The sequence below is a fragment of the Bacillus sp. FSL K6-1218 genome, assembly GCF_038006445.1.
Lineage (GTDB): Bacteria > Bacillota > Bacilli > Bacillales > Bacillaceae_G > Bacillus_A > Bacillus_A thuringiensis_S.
The window spans coordinates 1,283,682-1,304,602 of record NZ_JBBOVE010000001.1 but is presented as its reverse complement, the minus strand read 5'-3'; the positions used below and the strand labels follow the sequence as shown (position 1 = coordinate 1,304,602).

Below are 20,921 nucleotides of genomic sequence, written 5' to 3'. Positions count from 1 at the left end.
AACTCCAAAGTTTTACTTTGGAGTTTTTAGCTTCCCACATATTTAACAACAAGGTGAGGATTAATTTCTCCTTCTTCCTTTCCCTTATCCATTCTTTGTTTCATCTTATGCATACCGCATGATATCATTCGTATGAAGGTGAATTTCATTTACATATAACCCCTCTGTACGAAAGGCTTCTACAAAATCTAGTCCACTTTTTTCTCCCCATCCCATATTAAAATCAAGGGAAAGAATATTCACACCATAATCCCGAACCATTTGTAAGGCACATTCTACTGTAGTTGCCGGCACATACCCGAACGGACAACTTCTTTGATCATCCATATATACGTTCATTTTCTATTCCCTCTCTACTTTGAATATGCGACCAATACATAACATATTGCCCCAAGGCTAATAAAAGGACCAAATGGAATGGGCTTTCGTACTTCTATACGTTTTAATACGATCCCAATCCCGAAAAAACAAAGACTAAAACAAGAGGCTAAAAATAAAATGATAAAAACTCCCTTCACTCCTACTATAAACCCAAGCAACGAAAGTAGTTTTATATCTCCACCGCCAAGCCCTTCTGGATATATCTTTTGCATGCAATATAACAAAATGAATATAACACCACTACCAACTATACTATCTGTCCAAGTAACTAATTGTACAAAAACACTTTCGAGAATGAGTAAAACGGCAAACGAAATTAAAATACAATCAGGAATTAACATATATAAGTAATCTGTAAGTGAAATAATAAGAAGTAGCGAAAAAAGGGATAAAATGATAATAAGCTCTCGTTCTATTCCAATCATATACACGGTAAGAAGAAATATACTTCCTGTTATACATTCAAATGCTACATACATAATCGGAATTTTCCTCTTACAATTCGTACAACAGCCTCTTTGTATATAAAATGAAATGATGGGGATTAGTTCTTTTGGCCTTAGCACATATTTACAATAATGACAATGTGAACGCGGGTTAATGATAGACTCCCCTAATGGAACCCTCATCGCAACTAACATAAAAAAAGAACCAAACACCATCCCTGCTAACAGTGCATATAAATAAGTGAACATCCCTTCCTCTCCTTTCCAAAAGAACATAGCAAAAAAAGGAGAGAACTTCTACTTCATATTATCCTTTATTCTACTAAAAAAGCAGGCCATTTTCTGGCCTGCTTTCCCCTCTTTTATACGATGAAATATACTGCTTTTAATGGTCCGTGTACTCCGACAACAAGATTCATTTCAATGTCAGCCGAATTACTTGGTCCTGTAATAAAGTTAATACAAGATGCCGCTGTCTCTCCATTTTCTACACGTGAGTTCATATCTTTAACTGCTTGTGTAATACGAGGCACAAGTGTTTCACGTGGAATAATAGCAAAATATACAGTCGGTAAAAAGTGTAAAGAACGTCCTTGTCCTTTATGACTTTGTACGACAATTGTTCCGGATTCAGCTAATGTATAATCACTAAATGCAATACCAATATTCGCTTTTTCAGCTAAACGCATATTTTCATCTTTTCTCTCTGGATCCCATACGTTTACTTCAACGTCTCGCTTTGGAAGTTCTTCTTTAAATAAAGATGTTAAACCATATGCATCAAAACGCTCATCTGCTGATAATAAAATAGGTCCCCCGCCGTTTTCCATGATTACTTTTTGAAGGTCTTCACCTAAACGGTCATTTGTCGTTTCTACTACAGTTGTATGAATGTTTGTACATTGATTTTTAAACACTTCTAGTAATTCTTCTTGTGAATAATCTTTTAACGTTTCTACATTCACATTACTTTTCCATACTGGGCGTTCTACACCTTCCGTTTTACGCGCACGCCCAAGTTCTTTTGCAATATTATCTAGAAAGGCATCACGGTTTTGAATTAATCCTGCCATTATTTATCCCCGCCTTTCTTATGATCTTTATACCAATCACGGAATCGTTCTTTACTTGGAGCTGGGAATTCACGAATATCCGTCCAGTTTTTAAGTGGTCCAACACCTTTTGATACACGATTACCAGATGTAAATGGACTCATTGCTGCTGGTGCCATTTTTGAACCCATTTTATATAAAGCAGCTGAAGAAGCACCCATACTAAACATTTTCATCGCTAGTTTTTCTGCAAGTGGTGCACGCCCTTCTTGCTCAACGATGACTTGACGATGTTTTAATAATAAATCATGCAATGGAATTTTTACTGGACAAGCTTCTGTACATGCTCCGCATAAACTAGATGCATAAGGAAGCTCTTTGTAATCATCATATCCACCTAGAAGCGGTGTTAATACCGCGCCGATTGGTCCTGAATAAATCGATCCATATGAATGTCCACCAACGTGACGATATACAGGACATACATTTACACAAGCAGCGCAACGAATACATTGTAATACTGAACGGAATTCAGATCCAAGAATTTGAGAGCGACCATTATCAACAACAACTAAATGGAATTCTTCAGGTCCATCAACTTCCTCTTCTTGAATTGGTCCTGCTACTGTTACATAACTTGTTAATTTTTGACCTACTGCACTACGACATAATAAACCAACTAAAACATCTAATTCTTCCATTGTCGGAACCATACGTTCCATACCCATTACTGCAATTTGTGTTTTCGGAATTGACATAACAAGATCTGCATTACCTTCATTCGTTACTAAACAAAGAGAGCCCGTATTTGCAACAGCAAAGTTACAACCAGTTACACCAATTTCTGCATCCATAAATTTCTCACGAAGTTGTTTACGAACAAACTTTGTCATTTCATACGGGTCATCAGAATTTTCATAGCCTAGCTTTTCTTTAAATACATCGCGAATTTGCGTTCTATTTTTATGAAGTGCAGGTGCAATAATATGTGAAGGTGGATCGTTATCTACTTGCAAGATATACTCTCCTAAATCACTCTCTAACACTTCACAGCCAATCTCTTCAAGCGCATGGTTCATACTGATTTCTTCTGTTACCATCGACTTTGATTTTACTACTTTTTTCGCTTGTTTCTTTTTGGCGACGTCTTGAATATACTTTGCTGCTTCCTCTTTCGTCTTCGCAAAGTACACGTGTCCGCCTCTTTTTGATACATTTTCACTTAACTGCATTAAATAATAATCAAGATTTTCTAACGTATGTTGACGGATTTGTTCACCTAGTTCACGCCACTCTTCCCAGTTTCCTAATTCATCTGCGGCTTTTAAGCGATTCGTATATAAACGCGTTTGTGCAGAAGATACTGCTCCGCGCATAAACGAATCTTGAATTCCATCACCAACGCGATCATTAAATTTTTTCTCACTGATTTTCATAGACATAGCTTATGTTCCCCCTTCATGAGCGACTATTCAGTACCTCAGCAATATGCATTACTTTTACTTCTTTTCCTAAACGCTCAATACGTCCGCCAATGTTTAACAAACACCCACAATCTGCACCGATTAAATAATCTGCACCTGTTTCCATTACACTATCTACTTTTTCATCTACCATTTGCTCAGAGATTGGAGTCATCTTAACTGAAAACGTTCCCCCAAACCCACAACAATTTTGCACGTTTGGCAAATCTCTCACAGTTAATCCTTTTACATTTGATAATAAAATCCCTGGTGCTTCTTTTACTCCAAGCAGGCGTGTCATATGACATGATTTATGAATAGTAGCTATCCCTGATAAACTTGCACCAACATCTGTAACTTTTAAAACATCTACAATAAACTGTGTAAATTCATAAGTTTTATCAGCAACTTTTTGTGCACGTTTAGCCCACTTTGGATCATCTTTGAAAACATGCGGATACTCATGAAACATTGTCGCACACGAGCCAGATGGTGTAACAATATATTCTGCATCTTCAAAAGTTTCAATCATATGTTTCATCGCTTCTTTTGCTGCTTCTACATGGCCGCTATTATAAGCAGGCTGACCACAACAAACTTGTGCTTCTGGAAATTCAATTTCACAACCTAAACGCTCCAACACTTCAACTGTTGCTTTGCCGACATTTGTTTCAAACATATCGACTAAACAAGTAACAAATAAAGTAACTTTCATAACTATTACTCCCCCTTTTTACAACTTCACCAACAAACATATGGTCATCAGATGACTGAGTAGAGAAGAAATAGGCTCAACCATAGCCTATCCTCTCCCTCCTCTAAAGAAAACGCTTACTTAATCTTTCTCTATTTTATCAGAAAATTAAATTTTTAAAAGATTAAATTACGAATTTATATCGTTTTTACCTGTGACAATATGTTCTACATTTGTTAAATGATCTAGCATTGCTTGCTGCGCTAATTCTACATCTTGTTTTAACACCGCATCATATATAACTTGATGCTCTTCTATAAGTCGTTCTGATGTCGTTTGTTCACCATATAAAATAATGCGTCTTGATTCACCAATCGTTTCAGCAATCATCTCTGAAACATGATTCATGAGTTCAAGCAAAATGTTATTATGCGAAGACTCTGCAATTCCCATATGAAATTGAAAATCGGCTTTTTCGCCAGCCTTTTCATCTCCAATGCTCTTTGCCATTTCATCTAACCAATGTTTCATATTTTGTAAATTATCTTCCGTACGTTTTGCCGCCGCTACTCGAACTGCCCCCACTTCAAGCACCTTTCGTACTTCTAATAAATTCAAAATATCCTCTTTCTTCATTAATAATCTATTGTTTAATGATTTTGTTAATGAAGAAGAATCGAAGTTCTTCACATATGTACCTTCTCCTTGTTTCATCTCAATTAAGCCCATCGCTCTTAGCGCACTTAGCGCTTCACGAACAGCAGATCTGCCAACTTGAAACTGCTCAGCTAATTGATGCACAGGGAGTAGTTTGTCACCAGGTTTTAACGTACCATTTTTAATCATTGTTAAAATAGCTTCAGATACTTCTTCGTAAATTTTTTTCGGTTTAATAGATTTGTACTCCAGTTAAATCACCTCAGTATCTTCCAAACAACAATTGAAACGATTTATAAGAACTTTGCATCATAACTATTTTAGACCGAATTGATAAGAAGTACAAATGTTTTGTTCATAAAATAGTCAAATTTTCGATATTTATTACATATTAATTTATATTTTTACGTATAAAGTGAAACTTTAATCAGTAGGGGTTTTGTTCATTCCCCACTGATTATTAGCCCTCACCAATCGGGTGTTTACGGGCAGCAGGGCCCCCACCTAACTTCTTTGCTTCCGCTGAATTTTGAGGTGGGGGCCCTGCTGCCCGGCAAATAGCGGGATAAATATTTTCTTCAATATAAAGAACATGTCCTAAAAATTAGAACATGCCCACATCATCCTGTACATTCAGTTTAATAATAACCGTTGTTCCCGTATCTTTTTCACTTTCAATTTGCCACTGTCCACCATGTATATGGACAATTTGTCTCACAATAGCAAGGCCTAAACCTGTTCCACCATGTTGACGACTTCTCGCTTTATCAACTCGGTAAAAGCGCTCGCCAAGATTTTCTAAATGCTCTATATCAATGCCAATTCCTGTATCTTTTATTTTTAATTCACAGTAATCATCGATTTGCTCTAAAGTTATAACGATATTTCCGTTTTGATTTGTATACCGTATCGCATTATCTAACACATTATGAAGCACCTGTTGCATACGATCCTCATCAATCATGACAATGACCTCTGGATTTAAATTGGTTGAAATATGAATTTCCTTTTCTATAAACTTAATCTCATACGTATCTAATACGTCTTCAATCAGCTGTGAAAAAACGATAGGTTGCTTCTTTAACGGAAAGTGCTCACCTTCTAATTGTGCTAAGTCTAACAAGTCATGAACGAGACGCTGCATACGACCTGCTTCTTTATGAATTAGCTGCGTTACTTTTTCCTGCTGTGGTCCCTTTGCAACGCCATCTAAAATAGCCTCGCTATACCCTTTTATATAACTAAGTGGTGTTCTAAGTTCATGCGAAACATTTGCTAAAAATTCCTTACGCTTTACATCTTCTGTTTCCAATGAATTTGCCATTTTATTAAATGCTTTTCCTAGTCGTCCAATTTCATCCTCTGAAGAAACGGTAATCCGCTCCGAGAAATCTCCCGTAGCCAAATGGTTTGCAACCCGCTCCATTTGCGAAAGCGGCTTCGTTATTGCAATTATAATTTTTCTTCCAACCCATATCGTAATTAAAATCATCGCAATTGCTAGTGGTGCTAAAATAAGACCCATATCATATATTAAGTCTTTTATACTTTTTAAAGGAATATAAGAATATACAATTCCGACTAATTTTTTATTTTCCAATACAGGGATGACAACCCCCATAATATTACGTTCAAAATGTTCTTCATATCCTATCTTTGTCACAGTTTTCCCATCTAATAGCGTTTGCCTATCTCCTTCGCTTATAAGAGAATGATGATGCACATCAAAAGGTAAACATGCACTTAAATCACGCGGATTAGACACGAAAAGAACGTCTGAACTAGATATTTGATCAAATGATCTTACTTTCTCTTCAAAAATTGATATTCCTTCGCGCTTATCATACTGAGCAGCAAGATTTTTCCCTTCCATTACTAATGAACCTTTTAAATTATCAACGTATAGTTTTTCATATGAGTATAAAGATACGAAATAAAGAAAGGACACTGTTACACATACTGCACATACTACTGTAAGCCAAAGTTTTTGTACCATCGTAAACATACGTTACACCTCGAATTTATAGCCTACACCCCAAACAGTTTGAATGTAGTTTCCACTTTCTCCAAGCTTCAAGCGCATCGTTTTCACGTGCGTATCTACTGTTCTTGTACTTCCCGCATAATCATATCCCCATACCTTTTCAAGTAATTGCTCCCGGCTAAATACTTGTCCTGTATGCTGACAAAGAAAATATAGTAAATCAAACTCTTTTACAGTAAGAGAAATCGGCTCACCATCCGCCTCTATTCGTCTACTTTTTTCATTGATAAGAATTGGTCCAAATTGAATCTCTTCTTGCTGTTCTTGCTTTGTATATCTTCTTAACACAGCTTCCATACGGGCAACCAATTCACCAGGACTAAACGGTTTTACAATATAATCATCCGCTCCCATACGTAAGCCGTTCACCCTATTCCACTCTTCACCTTTTGCGGTTAAAAATATAATCGGCACATCTGACGTTTTTCTAATTTCTTTACAAACTGAAAGTCCATCCATTTCTGGCATCATAATATCTAATACAACGAAATCATAATGATCTGTTTCTAGTTTTTTAAGAGCCTCTTTTCCATCTTCAGCTTCTCCCCACTCATATCCGAAGTTGTCCAAATACATTCCAACAAGCTGCCTCATATCACTTTCATCATCTACAACTAGCACTCTATATTTATTCATTGTCCTTCCCTTCCCTCTCTATGAGTTGAAACGGTCCTTTTCCGACTTTAATTGTTTGTTTTATTTTCAAATTCCTCATATCCATAACGCACACTTCATCACTATCATAACTTGCTACATATCCTTCTGCTCCGCTCTCCAAAAATGCAAATGGATTCGATCCTACTTCTACAGAAGCTATTTCTTTATATGTGCTAATATCAAACTTTCTAAGTGTGTTCGAACCATGACTTAGTGCATATACGTACTTACTATCCTTCGTTATATTCACAGGCATAAATGGAGCGTGTAAAGAGCGCACCATTTCTCCCCCCTGTAAAGAATACACTAACACTTTCTCATTTACTTGATTTCCATCACCATGTCCGCCAATCCATATTTCTTTCCCATCAGGACTAATCGTTGCTCCGGTTGATGCTGGCGGAATCATAAAGGATTGAACAACTTCTTTTTTCTTCGTATCAATTGTCGTTAGTTTCGTATCATAAAAGTTTAGTACAGATAACCGATTATGATACTCTACCATCGTTATAGGACCTTTTCCTGTTGAAACATTTCCGGTCTCTTTCCCATTTATCGTAAAGAACCTTACCTTTTGAACATTTTGATCGGCAGCAAATAATTGTTTTTTATCTTCTGATACGACCACATTTACAATGCCCTTTCCAGTTTTATATTTTTCCACTTGCCTTCCTTCCGCCAGTGAATATACATACATATATTCTAATTGCTTACCGTATACAAGGATTTCCTCACCGTTTGGAAGCAGTGTGATTCCGGCCATTGGCTCATTTAGTTCCCATGTCGTGATTAACTTTTTATTTTTTTTATCAATAAAACTAATGCTGCCTTCTTTTATATTCGTTGTTATAATAACATTTTTATCTTTAGCAATTGGTGTATATGAACTTCCTTGACACCCTACTAATAGAAATAAAAAACAGAGAAGAAAAACATACTTTCTCAAAAGATTCCCTCCATCTTCGGATGATTTCGTTATAATTGTAAAATAACAAATAAATGTGTGGAAAGTGTGAAATTTTCCTTTCTTACTCAATTTACATATATAATGTACAACAAATAGAATTTGAGGTGTGTCAATTATGCTATTTCCTGATTTAGCGAATAAAATTGTACGAGAAGTACGCAGACTAATTACAGAAAATATTATTATTATTAATATACAAGGCGTTATTATTGCAAGTACAGATACAGAAAGAATTGGTCAATTTCATGAAGGTGCACTCCGCTGCGCCAACCAAAAGAAAACTGTCATCATTACAACAGAAGATGAAAGGCAGTTGCAAGGTGTAAAGGCTGGGATGAATCTTCCTTTATTATTTCATGACGAAGTAATTGGTGTTATTGGAATTACAGGAGAACCTGAAAATATTTCACGCTATGGAGAAATATTGCGTAAGATGACCGAGTTATTAATTCATGAAAACTACTTTTTAGAGCAACTAGAACTTGAGCATCGTTCTTATGAAGCTTTCGTCTTTGATTGGCTTCAAAATACAGAATGGTCTCCAAGTTTTCTCGATCGCGCCAAAACACTTGGCATTGATTTATATAAGAAGAAACAACTTATTTTGTTTTCTATTGGCCAAAATGACACGATGCTCCAGCGTAAAATATGGCAACATATACGTAATATATTAACAAAAGAGCATCTATTTGTTCGGTGGGGAAATGATCGTTTTATTTTATTTACAGCGATGAGCTCCAACGAGCAAACATACCAATTTTTAAAACGATTAAAACAAGACTGCGAAGCTTTATTTTCTATTCCTTTATATATCGGGATTGGACAAACAGTTACCCCAAACAATATGAACATATCTTACGAACAAGCATTACGTGCTCTTTCTGTATCATTGGAAACGAAACAAATTGTATTTAATGAAGATTTACGTTTAGAAATGTGTTTACAAGATATTTCTGCCGAAACGCGTGAACAATTTCTAGAGCGTACCATCGAAAACTTACTATCATCTTCTGAGCTTATGCACACCTTACGCTTATTTATCGATTATAACCAATCTTATAAACAGACAGCTAAACAATTACATATACACATTAACACATTACATTACAGGCTAAAAAAGATTGAAGAACATACAGGACTTGATCCAAAACAATTCAAAGACTTAAACGTTTTATACTTCGCACTCCTCCTATTAGATAATCATACAAAAAAGAACGATAAAACAGATTAATCTTTAGATGATTATACATAGAAAGAATCCCTCGACTTTTTTATCATTATAACGAAAGCACTGTTACCACGTTGTTTATTATAACTAAACACGTTAACAGTTTGAGGGGGATTTCCAATGTTAGAAAAACAAATTATTCATTCATTCGTATCTATTGTTGGCGAAGATAATGTAGATACATCCAATATGGGGCGTTTAACTTATAGTTATGATGCCACTCCAAACTTCCAAGCAATGCCTGATGCAGTCATTGCTCCTCGTAATACAAATGAAGTAGCTGAAGTGTTAAAAGTATGTAACACTCACAAAATTCCTGTGTATGTGCGCGGGTCTGGAACAAACCTTTGCGCAGGAACATGTCCACTTGAAAGCGGTATCGTCCTTATTTTCCGCCATATGAACAATATTTTAGAAATTGATGAAGAAAACTTAACAATTACTGTACAAGCTGGTGTCATTACACTTGATATTATTAAAGCGGTAGAAGAAAAAGGTTTATTTTATCCACCAGATCCAAGCTCGATGAAAATTTCTACAATCGGCGGTAATATTAATGAAAACTCAGGTGGATTACGCGGTTTGAAATATGGCGTAACACGTGATTATGTAATGGGGCTTGAACTTGTCTTACCAAATGGTGATATTATTCGTACTGGCGGCAAATTAGCAAAAGATGTAGCTGGTTACGATTTAACTCGTTTATTTATCGGCTCTGAAGGAACACTTGGCGTGGTAACAGAAGCCATATTAAAACTTGTTCCTATGCCTGAAACAAAGAAAACAATGCTTGCATTATATGAAGATATTAATGAAGCTGCACGTGCTGTTTCTTCTATTATTGCAAATAAAATCATTCCAGCAACACTGGAGTTTTTAGACCAACCGACAATTGAAGTAGTAGAAGAGTTTGCACAAATCGGTTTACCTACAGATGTAAAAGCAATTTTATTAATCGAACAAGACGGCCCGCCCGAAGTAGTCAATCGAGATATTGAAAACATGGCTAACGTTTGCCGCTCTATGAATGCAGTTGATGTTCGCATTGCAAAAGATGAAACAGAAGCAGATGCGCTTCGTACTGCTCGCCGTAGTGCTCTATCAGCGCTCGCACGATTAAAACCTACTACAATATTAGAAGATGCGACTGTACCACGTTCACAAATCGCTCCGATGGTTGAAGCTATTAATGCCATTGCAAAAAAATATAATATTCCTATTTGTACGTTTGGACACGCTGGTGATGGTAACTTACATCCAACTTGTATGACAGATGCTCGTAATGCAGAAGAGATGCACCGAGCTGAACAAGCTTTTGCTGAAATATTTGCGAAAGCAATTGAACTTGGTGGCACAATTACTGGTGAACACGGTGTTGGTGCGATGAAAGCTCCATATTTAGAAATGAAATTAGGTAAAGAAGGTATTACAGCTATGCAAGGAATAAAGCAAGCTTTCGATCCAAATAACATTATGAATCCTGGAAAAATGTTCGCGAAAGACACTCGAAAAAGAGTGGTGGTTGAGCGATGACCACATTAAATAAAGAAAATATTCAAAAAGAATTTAAAGAACGATTAAGTGAAGATGAATTACTAAACTGTATGCGATGCGGTTTTTGTTTACCTACTTGTCCTACCTACATTCAATCCGGATATAAAGAGTCACATTCACCGCGCGGACGTATCGCATTAATGAAAGCAGTCGTTGATGGTTTAATCGAACCAGATGAAGATGTTGAAAATACATTAAACGTTTGTCTTGGTTGCCGTGCTTGTGAGCCTGTTTGTCCATCTGGTGTAAATTATGGACATTTATTAGAAGAAGCTCGAGATATTATTAATCAAAATAAAAAATTCTCAATGCCAGTGAAAGCTGTTCGAAAAGTCGTTTTTGAAGGATTATTCCCCCATCAAAATCGAATGCGAACATTAACCGGACTAATCGGATTTTATCAACGTTCTGGTTTACAAACGCTAACACATAAAACAGGTATTATGAAGTTATTCCCTGAAACACTTGCAACAATGGATCTCGTTTTACCAAAAGTCCCTAAAATGAAAGCAATGAAAGATCGTCCTTCATTTTTACCTGCAGAAAGTACAAAGAAAAAACAAGTTGCATTCTTCACAGGCTGCTTAATGGATACGATGTTTTTAGAAACAAATAACGCAACGATGAAACTTCTCCAATTAGCTGGTTGTGATATTGTTATTCCGAAAACACAAAGTTGCTGCGGTGCATTGCATGGACATGCTGGTGAAAAGAGTGGAGCAAAAGAATTAGCAAAGCGAAATATAAAGGCATTCGAAGATTTAAACATCGACTATATTATTACGAATGCAGGTGGTTGCGGAGCTTACCTCGTAGACTATGATTATCTTTTAAAGGATGATTCGGAGTGGGCTGAACGTGCTAAGCAGTTTGTTTCTAAGATTAAAGATATTACTGCTATACTAGTAGAACTAGACTTCCATAAGCGAACTGATTTACGACTCACGCAGCAAATTATTACATATCAAGACTCTTGTCATTTACGCAATGTTATGCGCACAGCTTCTGAACCTCGTATGTTACTAGAGGCTATCCAAGGTGCAACATATCGTGAAATGAAAGATGCGGACCGCTGCTGTGGCTCTGCTGGTATTTACAATATTGTTCATTCAGAGTTATCAATGGAATTTCTAGATTACAAAATGGACCGTGTGCATGAAACAGAAGCAGCAACCATTGTTACTGCAAATCCAGGTTGTTTATTACAAATGAAATTAGGAATTGAGCGAGAAGGGCTTTCTCATAAAATGAGAGGAATTCACATTGTAGATTTATTATTAGAAGCAATTGAAACTAACTCGTAATAACTCGTAACATACGTAATAATAGGAAAACGGCTATCTCCTTCGTCTATGTAAAGAGCTAGCCGCTTTTTTGTCTGCTACAACATTAAAAATATGTTACTTTATTATAAAAAAGAACAACAGAAACATTACAGTTTTGTAAAAATCAATCCATTATATTCCTCAAAAAATCGCTCAAACCATTGATACAATAGGATTCTTCATTTTCTATTTAGGTAAATTCATCCAAAAACCCCCTCTTAAAATCAAGTATAAAAACACTATAAATTCCTTTTATACTCTATATTTCTCTTATTTTTGCTCACTTCTTCTCTTAGGATAAATTAGGTAATTTTAAAGTCTATGAATTTTTTTCCATCTTTTTTCTCGCAAATTGTATGCTACGATAAATTTGTCAGTCAGACAGGCTGTCAAAAACAAATCGTGTGAAAACAAATTAAAACTTTATATAGGGGGACACACATCATGAAAAAGCGTGTTTTATTATCTGTAGCTGCTGCAACAGCTCTTACTTTAGGAGTATCTTCTCTAGATGCACAAGCTGCAACAGTACAACCATCTAACATTAAGGTTCAAAATATTCAGCATTCAAAAGTAATGATGAAACAAATGAACCAACAAGAATTACAAGCATTCTTACAATCTATGGGCGTTGAGTCATTAGCGCAATGGCAACAAGGAAACTTCCAACCAAATTGCATTATTCCTGGTCAACAACCTACTGAAAATGTTGTAACTGAGCAACCAACAGCTAAGCCAGAAACTCAAAAACCAGTTGAGCAAAAACCAGTTGAGCAAAAGCCTGCTGAAGAAGTTCAAAAACCAGAAGCTCAAAAGCCTGCTGAAAACAACAATACTCAAAAACCTGCTGAACAAAAACCTGCTGAGCAAAAGCCTGCTGAAGAAGCAAAATCTTTAAGCGAGTTCGAACAACGTGTTGTTGAATTAACAAACGCTGAGCGTGCAAAACAAGGCTTACCAGCACTAAAAATCGATACTGAATTAAGCAAAGTAGCACGTATTAAGTCTGAAGACATGCAAAAAAACAACTACTTTGATCATAACAGCCCTACATACGGGTCTCCGTTTGACATGATGAAGAAATTTGGTATTTCTTATACATCTGCAGGTGAAAACATCGCTCAAGGCCAACGTACACCTGAAGAAGTAGTACAAGCTTGGATGAACAGCGCTGGACACCGTGCAAACATCTTAAATAACGGCTTCACTCACATCGGTGTTGGTTATGTAGAAAGCGGCAACTACTGGACACAACAATTTATTACAAAGTAAATAGATTAAAAGAGTCTTCTCATAATGAGAAGACTCTTTTTCAAGTTTCATAGCTTTCTATTATGTATGAATAGAAAATATAGAACATAAACAACATAGATCCACAGCTTATTACACTAAGCAATATATAAAATCCCCACTCTAAGTTCAAAAACAATGAAAACAATATGCCACATGCCATCACTTGAAAAATCCGTCTACTTACTAAACGAATTTTTTGTAATTTAATTGGATCTTTTTCTTTGCCTTTTATTTTCTTAAATTCTTTACTCAGCATAAAAAGAAACATGCTAATCCCAATCGTTAATCCTGTTTGAAAGAATATAAAATCTCCAAAATTAATCAAGAGAATAAGCATATGAATAAACAACATAAATAATGTAATTTTCTTTATAAATCCGCCTATAATACAATGCTCTCTTTCATTAAACTTAAATATATTATGTGAAATAATATACAAAAATCCATATGAAAAAATAATAAAACAAGGAATAAATGCTACAACAACTTGTTTACTCATAAACTCGTTTGGCTCACCATTTACATTCCAATGTACTGCCATACGATTTGGTAAATAGGGGTAAAGACATAGAGTAACTAAAAGACAAGCGAAAAATATTCCAAGTACATACTTATATTTGATCAAGTAATTCTCACCTCTCTTTTCTCTTAACGGCTTCGCTTCTTTTAGAGAAATCCCTGCAAAAATCTACTTTTTTCAAATTAAAACTTATACTTTACGCATTTTCTTTTTGAAATTCTTTTATTTTATTATTTAATTTTGTAGGAAACGGCACATCAACTTCAATTGCTTCTTTCGTAATTGGATGCAAGAAATTTATCTTCATCGCATGTAATGCTTGACTGGACATATATTTTGTTTGTCCACCATATAATACATCCCCAACTAGTGGATTACCATTATGGCTCATATGAACACGAATTTGATGCGTTCTACCCGTTTCTAATTGTAACGTTACGAAAGTCGTGTTTTGCTTCTTAAAATACTTTTCTACTTTATAATATGTGATAGCTTGGTCACCTTTTGGAGAAATACGACGCCTTGTAGCATGATGGCGATCCCTTCCGATAGCAGCATCAATCGTTCCTTGTTTCTTATTTACTTTCCCTTCAACGAGCGCTGCGTACGTTCTTTTAATTTTTCGTTCCATTAATAAACGATCCATAATTGCACCAGCAATTCTATGCTTAGCAAACACGACACCACCTGTCGTATCTTTATCTAAACGATGAATATGACGAACCTTCGTCTCTAAACCTTGCATTTGAAAATGAAAAGCAACAAGATTTGCAAGTGTCCCGTTTCCACCTTTTTCAGCAGGATGTGTGTCCATTTGCTCTGGTTTATTTACGATGAGTACGTGATCATCTTCGTATACTACATGTAATTCACCATATTCTGGATTTACACCGTACTCTTCCTCCGCAAACATATGAACTTGTAACTTATCGTTCTCTTTTAAAAGCTCATTCCATCTTCTTTGTTCCCCGTTAACCGTAACACCTTTTTCCATACGAAGCTGATGTAATAGCTTTTTCGGTATTTCCCATTCTACTTTTAATACTGATTCAATACTTATACCATTCCATTTAGCTGGAACGGTAATTTCACACCATTCGCCCTTTTTCTTTGTTTCCATACTGTTTATCACCTTATTTCTATTGATTCTCTCATTGTAACGGAAAACACACTTTGATGCACCGTCAAAAATAGAGGACAGTCTTATAATAGACTGCCCCTCAAGCTCTAAGCCTTTTCATTTCTAACAATACTTCTTCAGCTTTTTGTTCATACGATAAATCTTTAAAGAAATCTGCCAACCTTTTATAATCATTGTAAGCATCTAATAAATCGTCCATCCTTTCTATTTTCATCACTTGTTGTTTTTGTTTCATTTTTACTGGATAACGATAACCTGATACTTCTTGTATTTTGTAATACTCATCCTCTACTTGAACGACCTTTACAAGTTCTTCCTCCTCTGCATCCATCGTATACCCGTCAAATTCTCTAAGTAGTTCATAAATGATATGAGTCCATTCATCTTTTGGATAAAATCCCTTTTCTAACCGATAACCGACAATGCGATACATATGCCCATCGTTTTCTGCAAACTGTACTGTATCATTTAACTTAAACTTAAAATAACGAAACATTGCCTTCACCTACTTGTATGTAATGTTCTTATCACATACTATTTGCAAAATGTAGGTCTTGCTATTCATAAAAAAATGCTCATCAATATGATGAGCATTTTTTTATGATGATTTTTCTCGTTTTTTTCGAAATGGCAACCACCAGTTCCAGTCTCCAAATAACTTCATTAAGCTTGGTACGAGCATAAGACGAATAATTGTTGCATCAAGAAATATTGCTAATGCAACGCCAAGCCCCATCTGCTTTACTGGTAAAATATCAGTAAATGCGAATGCACCAGTTACAACAATCATTATTAAAGCAGCTGATGTAATGATTCTACTTGTTGAAACGAGCCCTTCTAACGTTGCTTGATCGTTATCTCCTGTTTCTTCATAGAGCTCATGAATGCGTGAAATAAGAAATACTTCATAATCCATACTAAGCCCAAATACGAGGCCAAAAATGAAGATTGGTAAGACAAACAGAACCGGACTCGCTTCTAAACCGAAATGACCACCTTCAAATAACCAAACAACAATTCCAATGGTTGCACTTAAACTAAGTATATTCATAATAATTGCCTTAATTGGAATGAGTATAGATCGGAATGCAAATAATAATATAACAAAGGTCGATCCAAATATAACAGACATACCAATTACAACTTTATCTTTAATTTCATCTTCTAATTCTTGTTGAAACGTCGTCATTCCGCCTAGATAATACGTAACATCCGTTTCTTTATAGTTCTTTTTAAAGTCACGCACCCACTGTTTTGCAGTCTCTGTACGTGGTTTTGTTTTCAAAAAGACTTCTATCGTCGTCTTATTCCCTTTCGTGTATGCTTCAAATACAGGAGTTAGTTTCGCTGACTCTGGCGACTGCAATATTCCAACAACTTGATTTGCTTTCATTCCAGTTAACCCGTCGTATAAACTTCTTACTTCATGTACTTTCTTATCATCTTTTAACTTTTGAACGACTTCTTCTATCTTTTGTAGACTTTCTTTTTCTTTCATATCTTCTTTCGTCTCTACCACTAACGTAACATCAGTGTGTGTTTTGACAGTTTCATTAAATGCTTCTTCATACTTTTCATATGCAATCCTTGTATCACTCTTTTCAGGTAAAGCTTCAACACCAGGGAACTGCAAATTAGCTGTACGTAACGGCAATAAGCAAATAACAATAAATGTTGTAACAACAATAATCATTGCGATTGGATGTTTCATTACAAATTGTGCAAATTTACGCCATGCTTTTGCCGGCGTATGTGCTACTTGATTCTTTTTTAATATTCTTTTACCTATTAACGATAATAGCGCTGGAAGAAGTGTGAGTGAGAATAAAATACTCATAATCACAACAATCATTCCGCTAATCGCGACAGATTGAATATAATCTATCTTAAAGAAAAACAAACCTGACAACCCAACAAATACGCATAATCCTGAAAATACAATTGCACGTCCTGCCGTCTGGTATGTAATTGCTATCGCTTCTTTTACCGTTCGTTTAGCAACTTCCTCTCGAAAACGGTTCACAAATAATAGCGCAAAATCAATAGATAGTGCAAGTCCAATCATCGGTGCAACGTTTAACACGAAAATAGAAAGTTCTTTATCCACACCGATAAAATACAATATACCCATCGTGCTAATAACACTAAGCGCCCCATTCAAAATCGGTAAAATTGATGCCAAAAGGCTACCAAACGAAAATAATAATACAAGAAACGCAATTGGTAATCCAATCATTTCTGCTACTTTTAAATCATTTTGCGTTCTTTCATTAATCTCTTGATTAATTTTCGGAAATCCTGTAGGTGTTACTTTTAATGCTACATTACTTTCTTTCTCAATCTCATCAGCAAATTGTAATGTCTTTTCCATTCTTTCTTTATTTGTTTTCCCAGAAAATAAAATTGTCGCATAACCGATATCACCTTGTAGCATTTCTTTATTTTGGATTGGGTGATGGAAAGATTCATAGTTCTCTTTCTCTTGAACATTCTTTACAATTTCATCTATTCGTTTTTTAAATTCCTCATGCGAAGCATCTTTATTTTTCTCAAAAACGAGCAGAAGCGTATCTTGAGACCTCTTAAAATCTTTATCTAAAATTTCTTTTGTTTTTTGATAGTCGCCTTCCGTTTGGAAACCGTCACCACCTAATACTCCCGGTAGCTTTGGAGCAAAAATCCCAAGTGCGATTGCCAGCAACAGTAACGCTACAATTACTGTATAACGAAATTGATACAAAAAAGCTCCTAACTTCCCCCACTTATCAACTTTATGAACATTTGTCTTCACACATTTTCACCTACTTTAAATAATTCAATTGTCACTTATACTGTATCATATCTTTATACAAACAAAAAACGCCTAGGAACACTATAATGATAGTTTTTCCAGGCGTTTTTTCTATCTCTCTTTATTAAGCCCCAATCTCTCAGTAAGTAAACGATGATAGTAAATCGCGATAATTAACAAAATACCACCTACGCAGTAACCAGCTAAAATATCAGTTGGGTAATGTACATTTAAAATGACTCTACTTAATCCAATCGATAGAATTACTATCCCCATCAAAATCGTTGTGACACATTTCCCAGCTACGCTTTTCAAATTAGCAGCAATGATATAAGCAAGAAATCCAAATGTCATAATTGATAGCATCGCATGTCCACTAGGAAAACTATATCCAAGTGCATCTAGCGCTTCATTTAATGACGGACGTTCTCTCTTTACAATCTCTTTTATCCCTTTATTCACAAGATGTGTTATTAAAATTCCCATTGGATATACAATCATCGTAGCATAATAACGCTTCTTCCAAAAAACAAGCAAACTTATAACGAGCGTAGCGACTATCCCAATTGCTGATCCCAATTTTGTAAAGTACGAGAAAAATGTAAGGGAACTCTCCGTTTGTAGCCCTTTTACTAATCCACGGACATATGTATCCATCACGGTAACGCCACCTGCATGTACGCGCCAAGCAACAATACCAAATACAGCAAATAATAAAGCAATACACATTACCTCATATTGATGTAACTTCTTCAAACGATTTCCTCCTACTATGAAAAAATGCGATTTCTACTTTAGAAACCGCATTTCCTTACTTATTTACCTTTTGTTTTTAGCTCTGTCCAGTAACGATCATAGTCTTTTAACTTATCATCTACATCAACAAGCCATTCTGTACGATCTAACTCTTCTTTCGTTAAGAAAATCATGTGATTATCACGGTATTCTTTACTATGAAGAGGATGAGCTTTTTCATTTGGATTACTGTAACCAATTGACTCGTAGTTTTTCACACTTACTTTTTCATCTAGTAAGTAGTTCATAAATTTCTCAGCAAGCTCTTTATGTTTTGCACCTTTTGGAATTGCTAACGTATCAGCCCAAATCGTGCCGCCTTCTTTTGGTACAACGTATTCTACATCTTTATTATCTTTTGCGATAAATGCTGCATCTCCAGACCAAACTGTTCCGATCCAAGCATCTTCTGTAATGAATTTTTGTTTAATGTTGTCTGTATCAAATGCTAATAAGTTTGGAAGCAGCTTCTTTAAATCATCTGCTGCTGTCTTTAACTCTGCATCTTCTTTCGTACTGTTTGAGAAACCGTGCTTCTTAAGACCCATTCCTAATACTTCACGAGAATCGTTTAGTAACGTTACATGTCCTTTATATTTCTCATTCCATAAGTCAGCCCAGCTTGTAGGTGCTTCTTTCACATACTTTTTATTGTATGCAATCCCTGTTACACCCCAAGTGTAAACTAAAGAATATTTATTCTCTGGATCAAACGCCGGTGTTTTGAAATTGGAAACCATGTTTTCGATATTTGGGATATTCTTTTTATCTAACGGCGCTAATAAATCCATTTTTGCCATTGTTTTAACCATGTAATCAGATGGCTGAATTAAATCATACTTTGCGCCACCAGCTTGTAATTTCGCAAGCATTTCTTCGTTACTTGCGTACTTATCATAGTTAATTTTCACATTATATTTCTTTTCAAAATCTCTTAGCACTTGCTCATCAAAATTGTCAGCCCAGCTATAAATATTTAATTCTTCTTTCTTTTCACCACAACCAGCAAGTACACCAACAACAAGGCTAAAGCTAATTGCTGCGCCAGCTATTCTTTTCATTAATTTCATCGGTTTATTACCCCCTCGTACTTTCTATATCGTTCGTATTATAAAGGAAGGTGTCCTCCAGAGTTTTCTTCACCATCTGCACCTTTGTTACGGAAGATTTCAGATAGAACCATTAATCCTACGATAGCAACAATTAAAATTGTAGAAAGAGCATTAATTTCTGGTGATACTCCGCGCTTAACCATACTGTAAATGTATAATGGCAATGTTGTTGATCCTGGTCCTGATACGAAGAAACTAATTACAAAATCATCAATTGATAATGTGAATGTTAATAATGCTGCCGAAATAACTCCCGGTGCAATTGCTGGGAACGTTACATAACGAAACGTTTGCCAAGGCGTTGCTCCTAAATCATTTGCAGCTTCTTCTAAGTCACGTCCCATACTTGAAAGACGCGCAGCTAAAATAACAACAACAAACGAAATACTAAATGTAATATGTGCAATAATAATCGTTGTTTGTCCAAGTTCCATTCCTAACTGACTGAAAAGAATTAGTAAAGATAATCCCATTAAAATATCAGGAATTAAAATTGGTAAATATACAAGGCCATTAATAGCCCCTTCGAAACGATATTTATAACGATGTAAAGCAATCGCAAAGAATACACCAAGTATCGTTGTCACAATCGTTGTTATAACTGCAATCGTAATACTATTTACAAATGCATCAATAACATCTTGTTTTTGAAATAAATCTGTATACCAATGGAATGTAAAACCTTCCCACTCCGCATTAATGCGAGAGTCGTTGAAAGAATAGACCATTAAAACCATCATTGGAAAATACAAGAATAACAAAATTAACCAAGAATAAGAAACTAAAAACTTCTTCATCTTT

General features: G+C 35.5%; 19 protein-coding genes and 1 pseudogene. 4 read left to right on the top strand and 16 right to left on the bottom strand.

The annotated features are described in order from the left end of the window. Window positions 1–26: 26 nt before the first annotated feature. From MHI26_RS06790 to MHI26_RS06750, 9 genes and pseudogenes are all read right to left on the bottom strand, one after another. Window positions 27–339: pseudogene (locus MHI26_RS06790) on the bottom strand (cyclic-phosphate processing receiver domain-containing protein). Between the two features lie 14 nt (window positions 340–353). Next, window positions 354–1,076, bottom strand: a complete 723-nt coding sequence (locus tag MHI26_RS06785) for a prepilin peptidase (RefSeq protein ID WP_061668014.1) — start codon at window positions 1,074–1,076, stop codon at window positions 354–356. A 113-nt stretch (window positions 1,077–1,189) separates the two neighbouring features. Beyond that, window positions 1,190–1,900: a LutC/YkgG family protein gene (locus MHI26_RS06780; RefSeq protein WP_000907753.1), complete on the bottom strand. Its 711-nt coding sequence runs from the start codon at window positions 1,898–1,900 to the stop codon at window positions 1,190–1,192. After that, window positions 1,900–3,321 carry a LutB/LldF family L-lactate oxidation iron-sulfur protein gene (locus tag MHI26_RS06775; RefSeq protein WP_000061930.1) on the bottom strand — a complete coding sequence of 474 codons (1,422 nt, stop codon included), beginning with the start codon at window positions 3,319–3,321 and terminating at the stop codon, window positions 1,900–1,902. The genes MHI26_RS06780 and MHI26_RS06775 overlap by 1 nt, the downstream gene beginning before the upstream one ends. Before the next feature lie 16 nt (window positions 3,322–3,337). Further along, complete coding sequence (locus MHI26_RS06770) at window positions 3,338–4,057, bottom strand: (Fe-S)-binding protein (RefSeq protein ID WP_000869151.1); 720 nt, start codon at window positions 4,055–4,057, stop codon at window positions 3,338–3,340. A gap of 168 nt (window positions 4,058–4,225) precedes the next feature. Beyond that, window positions 4,226–4,915, bottom strand: a complete 690-nt coding sequence (locus tag MHI26_RS06765) for a FadR/GntR family transcriptional regulator (RefSeq protein WP_254904515.1) — start codon at window positions 4,913–4,915, stop codon at window positions 4,226–4,228. Window positions 4,916–5,297: 382 nt separating this feature from the next. Beyond that, complete coding sequence (locus MHI26_RS06760) at window positions 5,298–6,698, bottom strand: sensor histidine kinase (RefSeq protein WP_000494815.1); 1,401 nt, start codon at window positions 6,696–6,698, stop codon at window positions 5,298–5,300. A 3-nt stretch (window positions 6,699–6,701) separates the two neighbouring features. Continuing rightward, window positions 6,702–7,373 (bottom strand): response regulator transcription factor, encoded by a 672-nt coding sequence (locus MHI26_RS06755; RefSeq protein WP_001046394.1) that lies wholly within the window; start codon window positions 7,371–7,373, stop codon window positions 6,702–6,704. Continuing rightward, the gene (locus MHI26_RS06750; protein ID WP_001234159.1) at window positions 7,366–8,340 is read right to left on the bottom strand and encodes a YncE family protein; all 975 of its coding nucleotides are present in this window, start codon (window positions 8,338–8,340) and stop codon (window positions 7,366–7,368) included. Before MHI26_RS06750 ends, MHI26_RS06755 begins: the two co-directional genes overlap by 8 nt. A gap of 127 nt (window positions 8,341–8,467) precedes the next feature. Between MHI26_RS06750 and MHI26_RS06745 the strand changes: the two genes are divergently transcribed. The 4 genes from MHI26_RS06745 to MHI26_RS06730 all read left to right on the top strand — a co-directional run bounded on the left by MHI26_RS06745 (window position 8,468) and on the right by MHI26_RS06730 (window position 13,740). Next, window positions 8,468–9,592, top strand: a complete 1,125-nt coding sequence (locus MHI26_RS06745) for a CdaR family transcriptional regulator (RefSeq protein ID WP_003306564.1) — start codon at window positions 8,468–8,470, stop codon at window positions 9,590–9,592. Between the two features lie 117 nt (window positions 9,593–9,709). Beyond that, a complete protein-coding gene (gene glcD / locus MHI26_RS06740; RefSeq protein WP_061668015.1) occupies window positions 9,710–11,122 on the top strand; it encodes a glycolate oxidase subunit GlcD in 1,413 nt (470 codons plus the stop codon). Next, the gene (locus tag MHI26_RS06735) at window positions 11,119–12,447 is read left to right on the top strand and encodes a (Fe-S)-binding protein (protein WP_000209626.1); all 1,329 of its coding nucleotides are present in this window, start codon (window positions 11,119–11,121) and stop codon (window positions 12,445–12,447) included. Before glcD ends, MHI26_RS06735 begins: the two co-directional genes overlap by 4 nt. Before the next feature lie 465 nt (window positions 12,448–12,912). After that, a complete protein-coding gene (locus MHI26_RS06730) occupies window positions 12,913–13,740 on the top strand; it encodes a CAP domain-containing protein (RefSeq protein ID WP_061668016.1) in 828 nt (275 codons plus the stop codon). A 40-nt stretch (window positions 13,741–13,780) separates the two neighbouring features. Here MHI26_RS06730 and MHI26_RS06725 read toward each other — a convergent pair whose 3' ends face one another. The 7 genes from MHI26_RS06725 to potC all read right to left on the bottom strand — a co-directional run bounded on the left by MHI26_RS06725 (window position 13,781) and on the right by potC (window position 20,917). After that, entirely contained in the window at window positions 13,781–14,386 is a 606-nt protein-coding gene (locus tag MHI26_RS06725; RefSeq protein ID WP_000599007.1) for a DUF1648 domain-containing protein, read from the bottom strand. Window positions 14,387–14,477: 91 nt separating this feature from the next. Then, window positions 14,478–15,401 (bottom strand): RluA family pseudouridine synthase, encoded by a 924-nt coding sequence (locus MHI26_RS06720; protein WP_000448354.1) that lies wholly within the window; start codon window positions 15,399–15,401, stop codon window positions 14,478–14,480. A 100-nt stretch (window positions 15,402–15,501) separates the two neighbouring features. Then, complete coding sequence (locus tag MHI26_RS06715; RefSeq protein ID WP_000490302.1) at window positions 15,502–15,918, bottom strand: hypothetical protein; 417 nt, start codon at window positions 15,916–15,918, stop codon at window positions 15,502–15,504. A gap of 102 nt (window positions 15,919–16,020) precedes the next feature. Further along, entirely contained in the window at window positions 16,021–18,213 is a 2,193-nt protein-coding gene (locus MHI26_RS06710) for an MMPL family transporter (protein ID WP_061668017.1), read from the bottom strand. Between the two features lie 111 nt (window positions 18,214–18,324). Next, window positions 18,325–18,942, bottom strand: coding sequence for a phosphatase PAP2 family protein (locus tag MHI26_RS06705; protein WP_003306560.1), 618 nt, complete (start codon window positions 18,940–18,942; stop codon window positions 18,325–18,327). Between the two features lie 86 nt (window positions 18,943–19,028). Beyond that, entirely contained in the window at window positions 19,029–20,078 is a 1,050-nt protein-coding gene (potD, locus tag MHI26_RS06700; protein WP_000772492.1) for a spermidine/putrescine ABC transporter substrate-binding protein PotD, read from the bottom strand. 38 nt (window positions 20,079–20,116) lie between these two features. Further along, window positions 20,117–20,917 (bottom strand): spermidine/putrescine ABC transporter permease PotC, encoded by an 801-nt coding sequence (potC, locus tag MHI26_RS06695; RefSeq protein ID WP_000714189.1) that lies wholly within the window; start codon window positions 20,915–20,917, stop codon window positions 20,117–20,119. Between the last annotated feature and the right edge of the window lie 4 nt (window positions 20,918–20,921).